General features: G+C 65.2%; 16 protein-coding genes. 4 read left to right on the top strand and 12 right to left on the bottom strand.

Annotated features, from left to right (window positions below):
* Window positions 1-253: 253 nt before the first annotated feature.
* The gene (locus tag H8B02_RS24795; protein WP_229168682.1) at window positions 254-874 is read left to right on the top strand and encodes a hypothetical protein; all 621 of its coding nucleotides are present in this window, start codon (window positions 254-256) and stop codon (window positions 872-874) included.
* A gap of 12 nt (window positions 875-886) precedes the next feature.
* Here H8B02_RS24795 and H8B02_RS24790 read toward each other — a convergent pair whose 3' ends face one another.
* Window positions 887-1,120 (bottom strand): hypothetical protein, encoded by a 234-nt coding sequence (locus H8B02_RS24790; protein ID WP_092115842.1) that lies wholly within the window; start codon window positions 1,118-1,120, stop codon window positions 887-889.
* Between the two features lie 27 nt (window positions 1,121-1,147).
* Window positions 1,148-1,549: a lysozyme inhibitor LprI family protein gene (locus tag H8B02_RS24785; RefSeq protein ID WP_229168681.1), complete on the bottom strand. Its 402-nt coding sequence runs from the start codon at window positions 1,547-1,549 to the stop codon at window positions 1,148-1,150.
* A gap of 139 nt (window positions 1,550-1,688) precedes the next feature.
* Between H8B02_RS24785 and H8B02_RS24780 the strand changes: the two genes are divergently transcribed.
* Complete coding sequence (locus H8B02_RS24780; protein ID WP_229168680.1) at window positions 1,689-2,708, top strand: adenylate/guanylate cyclase domain-containing protein; 1,020 nt, start codon at window positions 1,689-1,691, stop codon at window positions 2,706-2,708.
* 182 nt (window positions 2,709-2,890) lie between these two features.
* Window positions 2,891-3,997 carry a DUF2336 domain-containing protein gene (locus tag H8B02_RS24775; RefSeq protein ID WP_229168679.1) on the top strand — a complete coding sequence of 369 codons (1,107 nt, stop codon included), beginning with the start codon at window positions 2,891-2,893 and terminating at the stop codon, window positions 3,995-3,997.
* Between the two features lie 224 nt (window positions 3,998-4,221).
* Here the strand turns inward: H8B02_RS24775 and ilvC are convergent, their stop codons facing one another.
* The 8 genes from ilvC to miaA form a co-directional block, all read right to left on the bottom strand.
* On the bottom strand, window positions 4,222-5,241 hold the full coding sequence (gene ilvC, locus H8B02_RS24770) for a ketol-acid reductoisomerase (protein WP_028342350.1): 1,020 nt from the start codon (window positions 5,239-5,241) through the stop codon (window positions 4,222-4,224).
* Between the two features lie 150 nt (window positions 5,242-5,391).
* The gene (locus H8B02_RS24765; protein WP_229168678.1) at window positions 5,392-6,000 is read right to left on the bottom strand and encodes a LysE family translocator; all 609 of its coding nucleotides are present in this window, start codon (window positions 5,998-6,000) and stop codon (window positions 5,392-5,394) included.
* 7 nt (window positions 6,001-6,007) lie between these two features.
* Window positions 6,008-6,886 carry an EamA family transporter gene (locus H8B02_RS24760; RefSeq protein ID WP_229168677.1) on the bottom strand — a complete coding sequence of 293 codons (879 nt, stop codon included), beginning with the start codon at window positions 6,884-6,886 and terminating at the stop codon, window positions 6,008-6,010.
* A gap of 43 nt (window positions 6,887-6,929) precedes the next feature.
* Window positions 6,930-7,625 carry a class I SAM-dependent methyltransferase gene (locus H8B02_RS24755; protein WP_229168676.1) on the bottom strand — a complete coding sequence of 232 codons (696 nt, stop codon included), beginning with the start codon at window positions 7,623-7,625 and terminating at the stop codon, window positions 6,930-6,932.
* A 3-nt stretch (window positions 7,626-7,628) separates the two neighbouring features.
* Window positions 7,629-8,171, bottom strand: coding sequence for an acetolactate synthase small subunit (ilvN, locus tag H8B02_RS24750; RefSeq protein ID WP_229168675.1), 543 nt, complete (start codon window positions 8,169-8,171; stop codon window positions 7,629-7,631).
* Between the two features lie 21 nt (window positions 8,172-8,192).
* On the bottom strand, window positions 8,193-9,179 hold the full coding sequence (locus H8B02_RS24745) for a threonine dehydratase (protein ID WP_229168674.1): 987 nt from the start codon (window positions 9,177-9,179) through the stop codon (window positions 8,193-8,195).
* 9 nt (window positions 9,180-9,188) lie between these two features.
* Window positions 9,189-10,964, bottom strand: a complete 1,776-nt coding sequence (locus tag H8B02_RS24740; RefSeq protein WP_173637946.1) for an acetolactate synthase 3 large subunit — start codon at window positions 10,962-10,964, stop codon at window positions 9,189-9,191.
* A 394-nt stretch (window positions 10,965-11,358) separates the two neighbouring features.
* A complete protein-coding gene (gene miaA / locus H8B02_RS24735) occupies window positions 11,359-12,288 on the bottom strand; it encodes a tRNA (adenosine(37)-N6)-dimethylallyltransferase MiaA (protein ID WP_229168673.1) in 930 nt (309 codons plus the stop codon).
* On the opposite strand from miaA, the gene serB reads away from it, so the two are divergent.
* Entirely contained in the window at window positions 12,287-13,204 is a 918-nt protein-coding gene (gene serB, locus H8B02_RS24730; RefSeq protein WP_229168672.1) for a phosphoserine phosphatase SerB, read from the top strand. The genes miaA and serB overlap by 2 nt on opposite strands.
* A 163-nt stretch (window positions 13,205-13,367) precedes the next feature.
* On the opposite strand, the gene H8B02_RS24725 is transcribed toward serB, so the two are convergent.
* Entirely contained in the window at window positions 13,368-14,864 is a 1,497-nt protein-coding gene (locus H8B02_RS24725; RefSeq protein ID WP_229168671.1) for a Do family serine endopeptidase, read from the bottom strand.
* 186 nt (window positions 14,865-15,050) lie between these two features.
* A complete protein-coding gene (locus tag H8B02_RS24720) occupies window positions 15,051-15,251 on the bottom strand; it encodes a DUF2065 domain-containing protein (RefSeq protein WP_092115850.1) in 201 nt (66 codons plus the stop codon).
* Between the last annotated feature and the right edge of the window lie 11 nt (window positions 15,252-15,262).

Here is a 15,262-nt window from a genome sequence, read left to right as displayed (position 1 = left end):
ACCAGCTGCATGGCCGCATCGATCAGGACCCGGCGGAGGTCACCGTGGTGATACGGCTTGGCCGCCGGCGCCCGCGCCGCGACGGCCGGATGCGGCTTGGCGGGCCGACGTCCGATCGGCGGTTTCTTGGCGGGGCGGCGCATGGCGCCTCTCTAGCATCACCCGCTTGTGAATGTAAGCGGTGATTACACGGATTGACCGCACTCCACTGCGAAATGTAACTAGCGATTACATCAACGATGGGAGGCAGGATATGGCGACGCGTCGAAACTGGTTCGAGGGCTGGCGGCTGTTCGGCCTGCTCACACTGACCCTGATCGGGCTTTCGATCTGGATCGCCGCGATGCGGCAGTTCGAGGTCGAGGGCGTGCGGATGGTGATCCGCTTCACCGCGCGGACCTCGCTGCTGTTCTTCTGCCTCGCCTTCTCCGCGGCGGCGCTGGCGCGGCTCTGGCCGAACGCCTGGACGCACTGGCAGCGCCGCAACCGCCGCTATCTGGGCGTCACCTTCGCCGCCTCGCACGCCATCCACGCGGTCGCGATCACCGCGTTCGCAATGCTCGATCCGGCCGGCTTCGCCGCCGCAACCTCTATCGTGTCCTATATCTTCGGCGGTATCGGCTATCTCGTCATCATCGCGCTGACCGCGACCTCGTTCGATCGCACGGCTGCGCTGCTGGGCCCGCGCGCCTGGCGCAGGCTGCATCTGATCGGCGGCTACTATCTGCTGCTGCAGTTCACGGTCTCGTTCGGCAAGCGGATTCCCGAGATGCCGCCCTACGCGCTGTTCCTCGTGGCGCTCGCCACGGTGTTTGCGCTCAGGATGATCAGCATGGCCGCGCGGCCTGCGCCGCGTCAGGCACAGGCGAGCTGAAATCAGGCCGCCTCACACCAGGTGAAACTGGCGGCCGAGCCGACGATGCACCGACAGCACCGCGCGGTCGACGTCGCTGATCAGGCTGTCGCCGAGCACGACGTTCGGAATCTCCCAGTTGCGCCCGACCTGCCCATCGGGCAGCGCGGCGACCGCCGGCACGCGGGCGGTCTCGCAGCCGGGCTGGGCGCGCAGCGCCTCCTCCGCAAGCTGGGTCAGTTCGTTCTGGCTCTTTCCGTCAGTCATGACCAAGTCCTGGCACCGGAAGATGGCTCACTGATGGCCGAGATTCTCCAGTTCCTTGGCACGGATTTCGGTCACGCTGCGCATGCACTCGCCGGCGTCGAGGCGGGCGATGGTGCCCTCGCCGAGGTCGTAATACAGGCAATTCGCGTCACGGTACTGGATCCATAACCGTTGCGCCGTGCGTAGCTGTTCGCGCTGCTTGTCGCCGACGGCATCCTTCAGCGCCTGCTGATAGGCGACGTTCATCCGCTTGTCCCATTGCGCGGTCTTGGCCTTGAGGCACTCGACCATCTGGTAGGTATTGCCGTCGCAGGATTGCTCGGGATCGCCCTGATCGCCGGCATGAGCTGCCGATGCGAGGGCGGCGACGAACACGGCCGTGATCAGAGGCCTTAGCCTGAACATGTTCGCCGCGAGATCCGTTTTCATGCGCTTTCCCTTTCCGACCGATGCCTGTCGCCGAACCATTATTAGTGCCATTGCGGCGTATCGCGTTCACCCACTGTCGCGCCACACTGTGGCTGGCGTTCCCGATCCGCGCAGGATATTTCATGGACGTGGAGGGACCATGCGGCGCGCGGTGACGCCTGCGATCGTTCTGGCCGTGCTCGGCCTGCTCATCGGCGGGCTGTTCCGCTACGCCTTCAACGAATCCAACGAGGCGTCCGTTGCAAATTACGTGCGTAGCGCGCTCGACGGCGCCGCGATTACCCTGATCGTCTGGGCCACGCATCTCTATCTGATCGCACGCGGCGGCTGGCTGCGGCGACAGGCGCTTATTGTCGAGTTGATCGTCCGCTCCGTCCTTCTGGCCGTCATCGTCGCAGTCGCCGCGATTGTGCTGGAGATCATTCTGTACGGGCATGGGATCGAGGCGAAGTGGGTACGCGAGACCTTCCTGAAGATCATAGGTGTCGGCCTGCTGCTGTCGATCCCGATCACGACGATCTACGAGCTGGTCCGGATGATCGGTGGGCATACGCTGCTCAACATCGTGCTTGGACGCTACCGCCAGCCGGTCCGCGAAGAACGCGTGCTGCTGTTCCTCGACCTGGTCGGCTCGACGACGCTGGCGGAGGCGATGGGCGAGCTGCGCGTGCAGGAGCTCTTGACGCGCTTCTTCTTCGACATCGACGAGCCGATCGTGGCGCATGGCGGCGAGGTTCACGCCTATGTCGGCGACGAGGTCATCGTGACTTGGCCGGCCGGCACGGGCCAGCCGTCGCGGCGTTATCTCGACTGTGTGTTCGCGATCGAGGACCGCCTCGCCAAGCGGGCCGACCATTATCGCAAGGAGTTCGGCGTGGTGCCGGCGTTTCGCGCCGGGATGCATGCCGGCCCTGTCGTCATCGGTGAATGCGGCGACTCGCGGCGGCAGATCGCCTATTTCGGCGATACCGTGAACGTCACGGCGCGGCTGCAGGCGCATTGCAAGGAGGCCGGCCGGCCGCTGCTGATATCGGGCGAGCTGCTTCGCCTGCTACCCCCGGACCCGGATTTTGCCATCGAGCCGCTCGGCTCGACGCAGTTGCGCGGGCGCGCCGCTTCGATCGACATCTTCGCCGTCACACGGCGCGCATCGTCCTAAACAATCTCTTAAGACGCACTGCCATTGTCGCGAAAGCACCAATTGAGTCCTGTCCGGTCGCGGCCCGTTAAGGATGCGATGCACCCGTATTTGCACCGGGTTCCTCCTTAACGCAGGTGTAAGACGACGCCCTGCATGGTGCACGGACAGGTGTCATTCAACAAAAACAAGGTCGCCCATCGATGGCGCAACAGGCGTCACAATCGATTATTGCCGAACTCGAGGATGCGGTCCGGGACGGGACGTCCGCCAAGCGCGTGCAGACGCTGCGGCAGGTCACCGATCTGTTCCTGAACGACAGCGATCGCCTCAACGATGAACAGGTCAAGGTGTTCGACGACGTGCTCTGCCTGCTCGTCGCGCGCGTCGAGACGCGTGCGCGGGCCGAGCTCAGCAAGCGGCTCGCGCCGCTCGACTACGCGCCGTTTGAGGTGATTCAGCACCTCGCCTGGGACGACGACATCAGCGTCGCCGGCGACGTGCTGACCCACTCCAGCCGCCTCTCAAACGACGCACTGCGCGAGATCGCCGCCAGCAAGGGCCAGGACCATCTGTTCGCGATCTCGGCGCGGGAGAACCTGCCGGCATCCGTCACCGACGTGATCATCGACCGCGGCGAGGACAAGGTGATCCGGCGGCTTGCCAAGAACGCCGGCGCGCAGTTCTCCGACAACGGCTATTCCTCGATCGTCGCCCGCGCCGAAGGCGACGACGAGCTGGTCGAGATTCTCGGGCTGCGCATCGATATTCCGGCCAAGCTGCTGCGCGACCTGCTACAGCGCGCCAAGGATACGGTGCGCGCCCGCCTGCTCGCGATCGCATCGCCCAGGGCACGCGAGGAGATCAGCCAGGTGCTGAACGACATCGCGCAGGAAGAGGCCGCGGCTCCCCGCCGCAACTACGGCATCGCCGAAGAGCTGGTCAAGCTGATGAAGCAGCTGAACGAGCTCGACGATGCGGCGGTCTACAAATTCGCCGAGGACGGCAAGTTCGACGAGGTCACGGTCGCGCTCGCCGTGCTCAACGACATGCCGATCGCGATGATCGAGCGCCTGATGCTCGGGCTGCGCTCCGACCTGCTCCTGATTCCGTGCCGCTCGGCGCGGCTCAACTGGCCGACGGTCGAAACCATCCTGCGCAAGCGGCCGCTGCCGCATCCGCTCGACCATGCGACCCTCGAGGTCGCGCACCGCGACTACCGGCGGCTGTCGCTGGAAACCGCACAGCGCACCGTGCGTTTCTGGCAGCTGCACAACAGGATCGAGAAGCAGCCGATGGCGGCCGGTTAGCCCGGCGACGTCTTCGTGACAAAGAAAAAGGGTGGGCAACGCGCCCACCCTTTTCGATTCTTATGCGTAGATGGGCTAGCCCAACGTTCGCTGCGCCAGACACCGCTGCCATAGGATGATTTGTATCACAGCGTCATTCCGGGGCGCCTCGAAGAGGCGAACCCGGAATCTCGAGATTCCGGGCCCGGCCCTGCGGATCGCCCCGGAATGACAGGCTTCGCCTGTCAGTTCTTGCTCTTGTCGACCAGCGCGCCCTTCTTGATCCAGGGCATCATGTCGCGCAGCTTGGCGCCGACTTCCTCGATCGGATGCTGGGCGAGCTTGGCACGGGTCGCCTTGAACGAGGTCTGGTTGACCTTGTTCTCCAGCATCCAGTCGCGGGCGAACTTGCCGCCCTGGATGTCGGCGAGCACGCGCTTCATCTCCGCCTTGGTCTCGGCCGTGACGATGCGCGGACCGGTGACATACTCGCCGTATTCGGCGGTGTTGGAGATCGAGTAGTTCATGTTGGCGATGCCGCCTTCATAGATCAGGTCGACGATCAGCTTCACTTCGTGCAGGCACTCGAAATAGGCCATTTCGGGCGCGTAGCCGGCTTCGACCAGCGTCTCGTAGCCGCCCTTGATCAGCTCGACCAGGCCGCCGCAGAGCACCACCTGCTCGCCGAACAGGTCGGTCTCGCACTCTTCCTTGAAGGTGGTCTCGATGATGCCGGCGCGGCCGCCGCCGATCGCCGAAGCGTAGCTGAGGCCAAGGTCATGGGCGTTGCCCGACGAATCCTTGGCGATCGCGATCAGGCAGGGCACGCCGCCGCCGCGCTGATATTCCGAACGCACGGTGTGGCCGGGGCCCTTCGGCGCGATCATCAGCACGTCGAGGTCGGCACGCGGATCGAGCAGGTTGAAGTGCACGTTGAGGCCGTGGGCGAACACGAGCGCCGCGCCCTTCTTCATGTTGTCGTGCAGGTGCTCGCGATAGATGTCGCCCTGCAGTTCGTCCGGGGTCAGCATCATGACGAGGTCGGCCCACTTGGCGGCCTCGGCGACTTCCATCACCTTGAAGCCGGCGTTCTCGGCCTTCTTGGCCGAGGCCGAACCCTTGCGCAGCGCGATCGCCACTTCCTTGACGCCGGAATCCTTCAGGTTCAGCGCGTGGGCGTGGCCCTGGCTGCCGTAGCCGACGATGGCGACCTTCTTGCCTTTGATCAGGTTCAGGTCGGCATCGCGATCGTAGTAAACTCGCATCGTGTTTTCCTCGTTTGAAGGGGGCCAAAATCGGCCGATGAGTCAGGCTTTCGGAAGGTCAGAACCGCCGGGCGCCCGCGAATTTCCGGCGTTGTCTAGAGCATTTTCCCCCTCAGGGGAAACCCCCATCTCGCATGGCGCGGTGCGGCATCATGCGTCCATGAAGACCGGGTAGAGCGAGGCCAGCAGCAGGATGGCCATGACTAGGTTGAAGGCACGTATCGCCCGGGGCGAGGTCAGGACCGGCCGAAGGGCGGTGCCGAACAGCGCCCAGACGATGCAGGACACCGTCCCCAGAACCAGGCTCAGGCCGACCTGGATCGCGATGTTCCAGGGGAAGGCGGCGATCGCCGCATAGGCCGTGATGGTGCCGATCACCATCACCCAGCCCTTGGCATTGATCCACTGGAACATGGCCGCACCCCAGAAGGTCATCGGACCGCGGCCGGGCCCGTCGTCCTTGTCCGCCGAGGGCGGCTCGGCCATGGCGATGACGGCCGCGAGATAGACCAGATAGGCGACGCCGCCATATTTGAGGATCGTCTGCAGCACCGGATAGGCGATGAAGACGGCCCCGAGCCCAACGCCGACCGCACCGACCATGAAGGCGAAGCCGACCGTGATGCCGGCGATGTGGGGCACCGTGCGCCGGAAGCCGTAGGTCAGCCCCGAGGACAGCAGCATGATGTTGTTGGGGCCCGGCGTGAAGAACATCACGACGGCAAACACGACAAAAGCAAACAGCAGCGAATTCGACATAGTGCCCTCACGCGACTTTCGGCAGAGGTTTTGGCCGCTTCGACAGCAGCATCACGGCGATGCCGGCGATGACCGTGAGCATGCCGGCGAGCCGCAACGGGCCGAACCTCTCGCCGAACATGATGCTGGAGGCGGCGGAGCCGACGAACGGCACCAGCAGCGCGAACGGCACCACCTGCGCCGCCGGATAATCCCTGAGCAGCCGGCCCCACAGCCAATAGGCGATGCTGGTGGAAACGGTGCCGACGAACAGCATCGAGACGATGCCGGCCGGCGACAGATGCGACAGCGCCTGCCACATCGGCTTCGCGCCCAGCGTCAGCAGCGACAGGCCGAACAACGGGATCGCGGCACACAGGCATAGCCATGCAAACAGGTCGAACATGCGTGCGCCCTGCGCTGGCCGCAGCAGCAGGTTTCCGATTGCGAACGAGATCGGCGAGATCATCAGGATGGCAAAGGCGGCGACGCTGAAATCGTATCCGACGGTGCCGCAGATCATCAGCAGGCCGATCGCAGCGATGGCGATGCCGACGGTCTGCAGCCGCGACGGCAATTCGCCGAACACCACCGCAGCAAAGCCGATGGTGAACAGCGCCTGGCTCTGCACAATCACGCTGGTGAGCCCGACCGGCATGCCGTGTGCGATAGCGGTGGATTGCGCAAGGAACTGACCAAGGAACAAGGTGAGACTGATTCCGATCAGGAGCGGCCACGAGACCTGGCCCGGCCTGGGCAGGAACAGGCACGGCACCGCCGCGATGCCGAAGCGCAGCGCCGTCATCAATTCGGGCGGCAGCTCATCGAGCGCGATCCGGCTCGCGACGAACGCAAGTCCCCAGATCACCGCGACCATGACGGCGATGCCAACATCGGCCGGCTTCATTGTTCTTCTTCTTTGGTTCGGTTTGGCTCTGTCGATGCAAGCTCTAGATCTGTTCGTCCGACTTCGGCTTGCGCAGCAGATAGGTGCCGTGCAACGGCGCGTGATAGTCGGCAGCGACCAGGGTGAAGCCGGTCTCGGTCAACATGCGCTCCATCACCCAGCCGAAGGTCGAGTACTCGTCGCGCATGTGGGTCATCACGCTTTCGCGCTCGAAATCGTGATTCTTGATCGAGAAATCGGCCCAGCCCTCTACATCGCGATCGACGCCGTCGGGCATGCTGACGAACACCATATCGCGCAGATAGAAGTTCGCGCCGGGCTTCAGCGCGGTGAAGATCCGCGACAGCGCCACCGCCTTCCAGAAGTCCGGCAGGTGGTGCAGCGTGAACTCGCTGACGATGAGGTCGTAGGAGTTCGGCTGATAGGCAAAGGACAATAGGCCAGCGGGCTGGGTCCGGATCTTCGCCTTGCGGTCGCGCGCATAGATTTCGGCAAGCCCGATCATCGCCGGCGAGATGTCGATGGCGTCGACCTCGGCGCCCATCAGCGCCGCCTCGGTCGCCAGCACGCCGTTGCCGCAGCCGATATCGGCGATCCGCCAGCCCGGCTTGACGCCGAGCATGGCCAGCGCCTGGCGGGCACGGACATCGCTGTCCTCGCTGACGTCATAGATCGAGGCAACCGCGGTATCGAGACCGACCTGCCGCCGTTGCGTGTAGTACCAGTCGCGCGCCAACATGATTCACATCCCTTCCGGCCCACGCGTGATCGCGGCCACCCCGGTTCGTGACACCTCGACCAGGCCCAGCGGGCGCATCAGGTCGATGAACTGATTGATCTTGGACGAGTTGCCCGTGATCTCGAACACGAAGCTCTCGGTCGTGGCATCGATCACCCGGGCGCGGAACGCATCCGCCAGCCGCAGCGCCTCGACGCGGTGATCGCCACCGCCCCTCACCTTGACCATCGCAAGCTCGCGCTCGATCGAGCTGCCGGTCAGCGTCATGTCGACGACGCGGTAGACCGGGATCATGCGGTCGAGCTGATGCTTGATCTGCTGGATCACCATCGGCGTGCCGGTGGTGACGATGGTGATCCGCGAGAGGTGTTTCTGGCTCTCGGTTTCCGAAACCGTGAGACTCTCGATGTTGTAGCCGCGGCCGGAGAACAGCCCGATCACGCGCGCGAGCACGCCGGGCTCGTTCTGCACGAGGACGGACAGCGTGTGCGTCTCGTTCGGATCGTGACGTTCCTCGAGGAAGTAGGCGGATGCGGGCTGGTTCATGGTCGTCCCCTTACATTCTTTTCACGCCACCGCCCGCTGGGCGGCCGGCGCAGCATCCGTCCCGATCCAGGTCCGGAACAGATCGAAATCGATATTGCCGCCGCTCAGGATCAGGCCGACCCGCTTGCCGGCGAGCTTGCTCTTTTCCTGCAGCGCGGCTGCGAGCGCCGCGGCACCTGCGCCCTCGGCGAGATTGTGGGTGTCGGTCCAGTAGGCACGGATCGCCTGCCCGACCTCGTCGTCGGTGACCTGCACGATGCGCGAGGCGCCCTTGCGGATCAGGGCGAACGCGTCCGCGTCCGGAATCCGCGTCGCCATGCCGTCGGCGAGCGTGTTGCTGGTCTCGGTGGTCACGATCTTTCCGGCTGCGAACGACAGCGCATAGGACGGCGCCTCGGTCGACTGCACGCCGACGATCTCGGTCTTCAGGCCGAGCAGGTCGCGCGCCATGATGCAGCCGGAGATGCCGGAGCCCTGCCCGATCGGCACGTAGAGGATGTCGAGGTCGGGCGCTGATCGAAACAGTTCGAGCGCGTAGGTCGCTACACCCAGCACCAGGTCCGGGTGGAACGACGGCACCATGTGCAGGCCCGCGAACTGGGCACGGCGCTCGGCCTCTTCGCGCGCGGCCTGAAAGTCCTCGCCGTGCTCGACGAGCTCGGCACCGAACGCGTGCATGGCGCGGTTCTTCTCGACCGAGTTGCCGCGCGGCACGTAGATCACGGCCGGCACGCCGTGGCGGCTCGCGGCAAACGCCAGGCTCTGGCCGTGATTGCCGCGCGTCGCCGAGATGATGCCGGGCACATCGGGCCGCTCGCGCTTCAGCCGCTCGAGATAGACCAGGCCGCCGCGCACCTTGAAGGCGCCGATCGGCGTGTGGTTCTCATGCTTGACCACGACCTCGGTGCCGAGCCGCTCGGCCAGCAACGGCCAGGCATACGCCGGCGTCGCCGGCACCGCGGTGCCGACGATCCTGTGCGCGCGCTCGAGCTCGCTGAGATCAAACATGATCCACCCTCACACCAGCGCCTTGCCGCCGGCGAAGGCCTTCGCGGTGGCCTCATCGGTCGCCTCTTCCGGCAGCAGCATCTCGTTGTGCGCCTTGCCCGACGGGATCATCGGGAAGCAGTTCTCCAGCGCCGCGACGCGGCAGTCGAACAGCACCGGACGCCTGATCGAGATCATCTCCTTGATCGCGCCGTCGAGATCGGACGGCTTGGTCGCCTGCAGGCCGACGCAGCCATAGGCTTCGGCGAGCTTGACGAAGTCCGGCAGCGCTTCGGAGTACGAATGTGACAGGCGGTTGCCGTGCAGCAGCTGCTGCCACTGCCGCACCATGCCCATGTACTGGTTGTTCAGGATGAAGATCTTGATCGGCAGCTCGAACTGAACCGCGGTCGACATCTCCTGGATCGTCATCTGCACCGAGGCGTCGCCGGCGATGTCGATCACCAGGCTGTCCGGATGCGCCACCTGCACGCCGACCGCGGCCGGCAGGCCGTAGCCCATGGTGCCGAGACCGCCGGAGGTCATCCAGCGGTGCGGCTCCTCGAAGCCGAAGAACTGCGCGGCCCACATCTGGTGCTGACCGACTTCGGTCGTGATGTAGGTGTCCTTGCCGCGGGTCAGCTCGAACAGCCGCTGGATCGCGTATTGCGGCAGGATGATATCGTTGTTCTTCCGGTACGACAGCGAGTTGCGCGCGCGCCATTGCGCGATCTGCTGCCACCACGCCTTGATGTCGGGCTTCTTGGCCTCCGCCTTGAACACCTGCAACAGGTCGCCGAGCACGTTGCCGGCGTCGCCGATGATCGGCACGTCGACGCGGATGTTCTTGTTGATCGAGGACGGGTCGATATCGATGTGGATCTTCTTCGAGCCCGGCGAGAAAGCATCGACGCGGCCGGTGATGCGGTCGTCGAAGCGCGCGCCGACGCACAGCATGACGTCGCAATCATGCATGGTCATGTTGGCTTCGTAGGTGCCGTGCATGCCGAGCATGCCGAGCCAGTTCGGCCCCGACGCCGGATAGGCGCCCAGTCCCATCAGGGTCGAGGTGATCGGGAAGCCGGTCGCCTCCACCAGCTGACGCAGCAGCTTGGAGGCCTCCGGACCCGAATTGATCACGCCACCGCCGGAATAGATCACGGGACGCTTGGCATTGGCGAGCAGCGCCACCGCCTTGCGGATCTGGGTCGCATCGCCCTTCACGCGCGGCGTGTAGGAGATGTGAACGTCCGACTTGCGCGGCGGATGATAGGTGCCGGTCGCGAACTGCACGTCCTTCGGCACGTCGACCAGCACCGGACCGGGGCGGCCGGTGGTGGCGACATAGAAGGCCTCGTGCAGCACCCTGGCAAGGTCGTTGACGTCGCGCACCAGCCAGTTGTGCTTGGTGGCGGGCCGCGTGATGCCGACGGTGTCGCATTCCTGGAAGGCGTCGTTGCCGATCAGGTGGGTCGGCACCTGGCCGGTGATGCAGACCAGCGGGATCGAATCCATCAGCGCGTCGGTCAGCGGCGTCACCATGTTGGTGGCGCCGGGCCCCGACGTCACCAGCACCACGCCGGGCTTGCCGGTCGAGCGGGCATAGCCTTCGGCGGCATGACCGGCGCCCTGCTCGTGGCGGACCAGGATATGCTCGACTTCGCTCTGCTGGAAAATCTCGTCGTAGATCGGAAGCACCGCGCCGCCGGGATAGCCGAAGACATGCTGCACGCCGTGATCGATGAGCGCGCGCACGATCATCGCGGCGCCGGTCATCTGATTGGGATCGTGGCTCTTGTCGGTCATGGTTCGCTCCGGATGCGCTTGTTTTGCGCGGCTTTTGTCAGTTCTCGTTAGTTCTGCTTCGGGCAATAAAAAGGGGCCCTAGAGGCCCCATGCACACCGCCCGAATTTGGATGGCCGCTAGCCATCCCCGGCGGTGTGCCTGGGTACGACGGCGATAAGCAGCTTGGTAATAATATTGCGCACGATAGGACCCAGTCTTCCCAAAGGTTGCGCGAACATAGCGGCCAAAGTCCGAATGTCAAGGCAAGGCAGGCAGTTTCGCGATTTTTGAAGTGTAACGGGGTTCCGACCGTTCGGCGAGTGTTTTTGCGCGGCGCAATGCGCATGGCAGACGGGCGCGCGGCGCCCCCAGTCCGAGAGGCCGTAGCCGGGATGGAGCGAAGCGCAATCCGGGCTACCGGATAAGGCTCTCCAGCCAGTCCCCCGCCGCCCCAGGCTCAACCCATTCGAATTCCGGGAGCTGGTGGCGAAACCAGGTGAACTGGCGCTTGGCGTAGTGGCGGGTGTCGGCCCGGCCGATCTCGGCGGCCTCCGCCCGGCTGATCTCCCCCTTGAGGTGCCGGATCAGCGCCGGGACGCCATGGGCCTTCATGGCCGGCAGCAGCGGATCAAGCCCGCGCGCGGCCAGCGCCGCGACCTCGTCGAGCGCACCAGTATCGAGCATCGCGCCAAACCGCGCATCGATCCGCGCATAGAGCTGCTCGCGCTCCGGCGCCAGAAACAGCGCGTGGAATTGACCCGGCGGCAGCAGCGGCGGCAGACCATCGCGATGCCAGTCCGGCAACGGGCGGCCGGTGGCCTCGACGACCTCGAGCGCCCGCGCGATGCGGGTGCGGTCGCGCGGCTTCAGCCGTTCGGCCGACACCGGATCGCGCAGTGCAAGCTCGGCATGCAGCGCCTCGACGCCGTGCTGCTCCAGCCTTGCGCGTACACCGTCGCGCACCTCAGGGGGGATCGGCGGCACCGCCGACAGCCCGCGCGTCAGTGCCTTGAAATAGAGGCCCGAGCCACCGATGAAGATCGGCAGCCATCCCTGCGCACGCGCCTCGCCGAGCACCCTGGCCGCGTCAGTCACCCAGGCGCCCGCGGAGAAATTCACGCCGGCATCAACATGGCCGTAGAGCCGATGCGGAACCTGTGCCTCTTCGCTGGCGGTCGGCCGCGCGGTGATGATCCGGAGGTCGCGATAGACTTGCATGGAGTCGGTGTTGATCACGACCCCGCCGACGCGCTGGGCAAGCTCGAGCGCCAGCGCCGACTTGCCGCTGGCGGTCGGCCCTGCGATAAGCACTGCCTTGTCCAACAATCCTGAATGCGCCTGCATGTCCCTCGTTGCCACGCTGATCTGCAATCCTGCAAGCCCCGCGCTCGACTCCACCATCGTCGACGGTGCGCGGGCCGTGCTGCCCTCACCGGGCCCGGCGCAGTGGCTGTTCAACGAGGTCGCCGTCGACATTCCGTTCGAGAGCCAAAATTCCAGAGGAGACGCCGGCAGGGACGACATCAAGGCCATCGAGGAGCGCCTGCGCCAGGCCCGCGGCGACCTGCCGATCGACATTGTCGTGCAGCCTCGGATCGGCCGGCGCAAGAAGCTTTTTCTGGCCGACATGGATTCGACCATGATCGGCCAGGAATGCATCGACGAGCTCGCCGATTTCGCCGGGCTGAAAGCCCACGTCGCCGCCATCACCGAGCGCGCGATGCGCGGCGAGATCGAGTTCGAATCGGCGCTGCGTGAGCGCGTCGCGCTGCTCAAGGGCCTGCCGGTCGGCGTCGTTGACGAGGTGCTGGAGAAGCGCATCACGCCGACGCCGGGCGGCCTCGCGCTGGTCATGACCATGCGCGCGCACGGCGCCTATACCTGCCTGATCTCCGGCGGCTTCACCCTGTTCACCAAGGTGGTCGCGGAGAAGATCGGCTTCCAGGAGAACCGCGCCAACCAGTTGCAGGTCGCGGACGGCAAGCTGACCGGCGAAGTGGTCGAGCCGATCCTCGGCCGCGCCACCAAGCTCGCCACGCTGGTCGAGTTGACCGAATCCTTCGACCTCGACGACATCGATACGCTGGTCACGGGCGATGGCGCCAACGATCTCGGCATGATCCAGGCCGCAGGTCTCGGCGTCGCCTATCACGCCAAGCCCGCGGTCGCAGCCGCCGCGGCGGCGCGGGTCGATCACGGCGACCTCACCGCGCTGCTCTACGCGCAGGGCTATCGCCGGGACGAATTCGTAGCGGGGTAGGCTCGCGAAGCCTGTCGTCCCCGCCCAAGCGGGGACCCATAACCACCGATGCCGATTGCCTGGAAAAGCCGTTGCCTATTTTTCTGGACAAGAGCGGCCGCGGCGTACTGGATCCCCCCGCCTTCGCGGGGGATGACAGTGAGGGTGAGGCGTCAGCGCGCCCCTACTGCACCCCAAGCGCGACGAAGCGCAGTTCGCCGTCGCCGTTGGAGACCAGCAGCAGCACGGACTTCTTGCCGTCCTTCTTCAGCTGATCGAGACGCTTCTTGATGTCGGCGGCGCTGGACACCGCCTCCTGCGCCACCTCGACGATGACGTCGCCAGCCGACAGACGCTTCTCGGCAGCATCGGAGTTGCTGTCGACTCCGGTGACAATGACACCCTTCACGCTGTCCTTGATCTTGTACTTGGTGCGCAGGTCCTTGCTCAGCGCCGCGAGGTCAAGGCCGAGCGCCTTCTGGGTCACCGGTTTCTCGGCGGTGTCGTCCTTGGGCTTGGCGTTGGCCTGCTGAACCTTGTCGTTGTCCTCGAGCCGGCCGAGCGTGACCTTGCGGGTCTCTTCATTGCCCTTGCGGATGACGACGACGTCGACTTCCTTGCCGACCGCGGTATCGGCGACGATGCGCGACAGATCCTTCGGGTCCTTGACGTCCTTGCCGTCGAACTTGACGACGACGTCGCCCGGCTCGATGCCGGCCGGCTTGGCCGGCCCCTTGTCGTCGACGCCGGCAACCAGCGCGCCGCGCGCCGGTTTGATGTTGAGGCTGTCGGCGATCTCGTCGGTGACCTGCTGGATGCGAACGCCGAGCCAGCCGCGGCGCAGCTCGCCGAACTTCTGCAGCTGGTCCACGACGCCGGCCACCGTCTTCGACGGCACGGCGAAACCGAGGCCGATCGAGCCGCCGGTCGGGGAGATGATCAGCGTGTTGACGCCGATCACCTCGCCTTCGAGGTTGAACAGCGGACCGCCGGAATTGCCGCGGTTGATGGCGGCGTCGGTCTGGATGTAGCTGTCATACGGGCCCTGGCTGATGTCGCGGTTCTTGGCCGAGACGATGCCGGCAGTCACCGTGCCGCCGAGACTGAACGGGTTGCCGATCGCGACCACCCAGTCGCCGAGGCGGATCTTGTCGCTGTCGCCGAACTTGACCGCGGTGAGCGGCTTCGGCGGCTTGAACTTGAGGACTGCGAGGTCGGTCTTCTTGTCGACGCCGACCAGTTCGGCCTTGATCTTGGTGCCGTCGTTGAGGATGACGTTGATCTCGTCGGCGTCGGCGATGACGTGGTTGTTGGTGACGACGATACCCGCGGTGTCGACGATGAAGCCCGAGCCGAGCGAGTTGGTCTTGCGCGGCTGGAACTCGCCGCTCTTGTCGCCGCCCTTGCCGGGCGGGCCGCGGCGGTTCTTGAAGAAGTCGTCGAAGAATTCCTCGAACGGCGAGCCGGGCGGCAATTGCGGCATCGTCCGGTCCTTGGCCTCGATCGTCTGCGACGTCGAGATGTTGACGACGGCGTCGATCACCTTCTCGGCGATGTCGGCGATGCCCTCGGGGCCGCGTGCGAACGCCGGCCCGGAGCTCAGCATGCTCGCAGCACCGATCGAGATCGCAGCTCCCATCATGCGGAGACGACGGGTCAGGGCTGGTCTGGCAGCGATCATGTCGGAGTTTCTCCAGGCAAACGGGTTCAAATTAGGTGGTCGCAGTATGCGCCCGTGATCATAGAGTGCGCCCGAACGGGCATATGGCGCAAGCATCTCACCCCGGCATTTCGGCGAAAAACCGGCTGCGAGAGGCTCACGATTATGTTCATTCTGGCGCGATCTGCGCGGTGGAACAGGCAATGATCAGCGCCGCACCAGCCAGATCAGGATCAGTCCCGCAACCGCCGAACCGATGCCGACGATGCGCAGGATGTTATCGGGCGTGGCCAGCGCGCTCTTCATCGCCCGGCGCATCCAGGCGGGGCTTGCCGCAAACAGGATACCTTCGAGCACGAACAGGATTCCCAACCCGATGAGGAAGTCGCCGAACGCTATGGACTTCATCGGATGGCAGC

This window comes from Bradyrhizobium altum (assembly GCF_020889705.1).
In the GTDB taxonomy this organism is placed as follows: domain Bacteria; phylum Pseudomonadota; class Alphaproteobacteria; order Rhizobiales; family Xanthobacteraceae; genus Bradyrhizobium; species Bradyrhizobium altum.
The sequence above is the reverse complement of the archived record's forward strand: the minus strand, read 5'-3'. Positions and strand labels throughout refer to the sequence as shown.

What these genes read in the sequence shown, in the direction of transcription:
- H8B02_RS24720 (WP_092115850.1), bottom strand. Translation starts at nt 15,251, where the DNA reads ATGAAGTCCATAGCGTTCGGCGACTTCCTCATCGGGTTGGGAATCCTG.
- H8B02_RS24780 (WP_229168680.1), top strand. Translation starts at nt 1,689, where the DNA reads ATGCGGCGCGCGGTGACGCCTGCGATCGTTCTGGCCGTGCTCGGCCTG.
- H8B02_RS24740 (WP_173637946.1), bottom strand. Translation starts at nt 10,964, where the DNA reads ATGACCGACAAGAGCCACGATCCCAATCAGATGACCGGCGCCGCGATG.
- H8B02_RS24725 (WP_229168671.1), bottom strand. Translation starts at nt 14,864, where the DNA reads ATGATCGCTGCCAGACCAGCCCTGACCCGTCGTCTCCGCATGATGGGA.
- H8B02_RS24795 (WP_229168682.1), top strand. Translation starts at nt 254, where the DNA reads ATGGCGACGCGTCGAAACTGGTTCGAGGGCTGGCGGCTGTTCGGCCTG.
- H8B02_RS24745 (WP_229168674.1), bottom strand. Translation starts at nt 9,179, where the DNA reads ATGTTTGATCTCAGCGAGCTCGAGCGCGCGCACAGGATCGTCGGCACC.
- H8B02_RS24785 (WP_229168681.1), bottom strand. Translation starts at nt 1,549, where the DNA reads ATGAAAACGGATCTCGCGGCGAACATGTTCAGGCTAAGGCCTCTGATC.
- H8B02_RS24765 (WP_229168678.1), bottom strand. Translation starts at nt 6,000, where the DNA reads ATGTCGAATTCGCTGCTGTTTGCTTTTGTCGTGTTTGCCGTCGTGATG.
- serB (WP_229168672.1), top strand. Translation starts at nt 12,287, where the DNA reads ATGTCCCTCGTTGCCACGCTGATCTGCAATCCTGCAAGCCCCGCGCTC.
- H8B02_RS24760 (WP_229168677.1), bottom strand. Translation starts at nt 6,886, where the DNA reads ATGAAGCCGGCCGATGTTGGCATCGCCGTCATGGTCGCGGTGATCTGG.
- miaA (WP_229168673.1), bottom strand. Translation starts at nt 12,288, where the DNA reads ATGCAGGCGCATTCAGGATTGTTGGACAAGGCAGTGCTTATCGCAGGG.
- H8B02_RS24790 (WP_092115842.1), bottom strand. Translation starts at nt 1,120, where the DNA reads ATGACTGACGGAAAGAGCCAGAACGAACTGACCCAGCTTGCGGAGGAG.
- H8B02_RS24775 (WP_229168679.1), top strand. Translation starts at nt 2,891, where the DNA reads ATGGCGCAACAGGCGTCACAATCGATTATTGCCGAACTCGAGGATGCG.
- ilvC (WP_028342350.1), bottom strand. Translation starts at nt 5,241, where the DNA reads ATGCGAGTTTACTACGATCGCGATGCCGACCTGAACCTGATCAAAGGC.
- H8B02_RS24755 (WP_229168676.1), bottom strand. Translation starts at nt 7,625, where the DNA reads ATGTTGGCGCGCGACTGGTACTACACGCAACGGCGGCAGGTCGGTCTC.
- ilvN (WP_229168675.1), bottom strand. Translation starts at nt 8,171, where the DNA reads ATGAACCAGCCCGCATCCGCCTACTTCCTCGAGGAACGTCACGATCCG.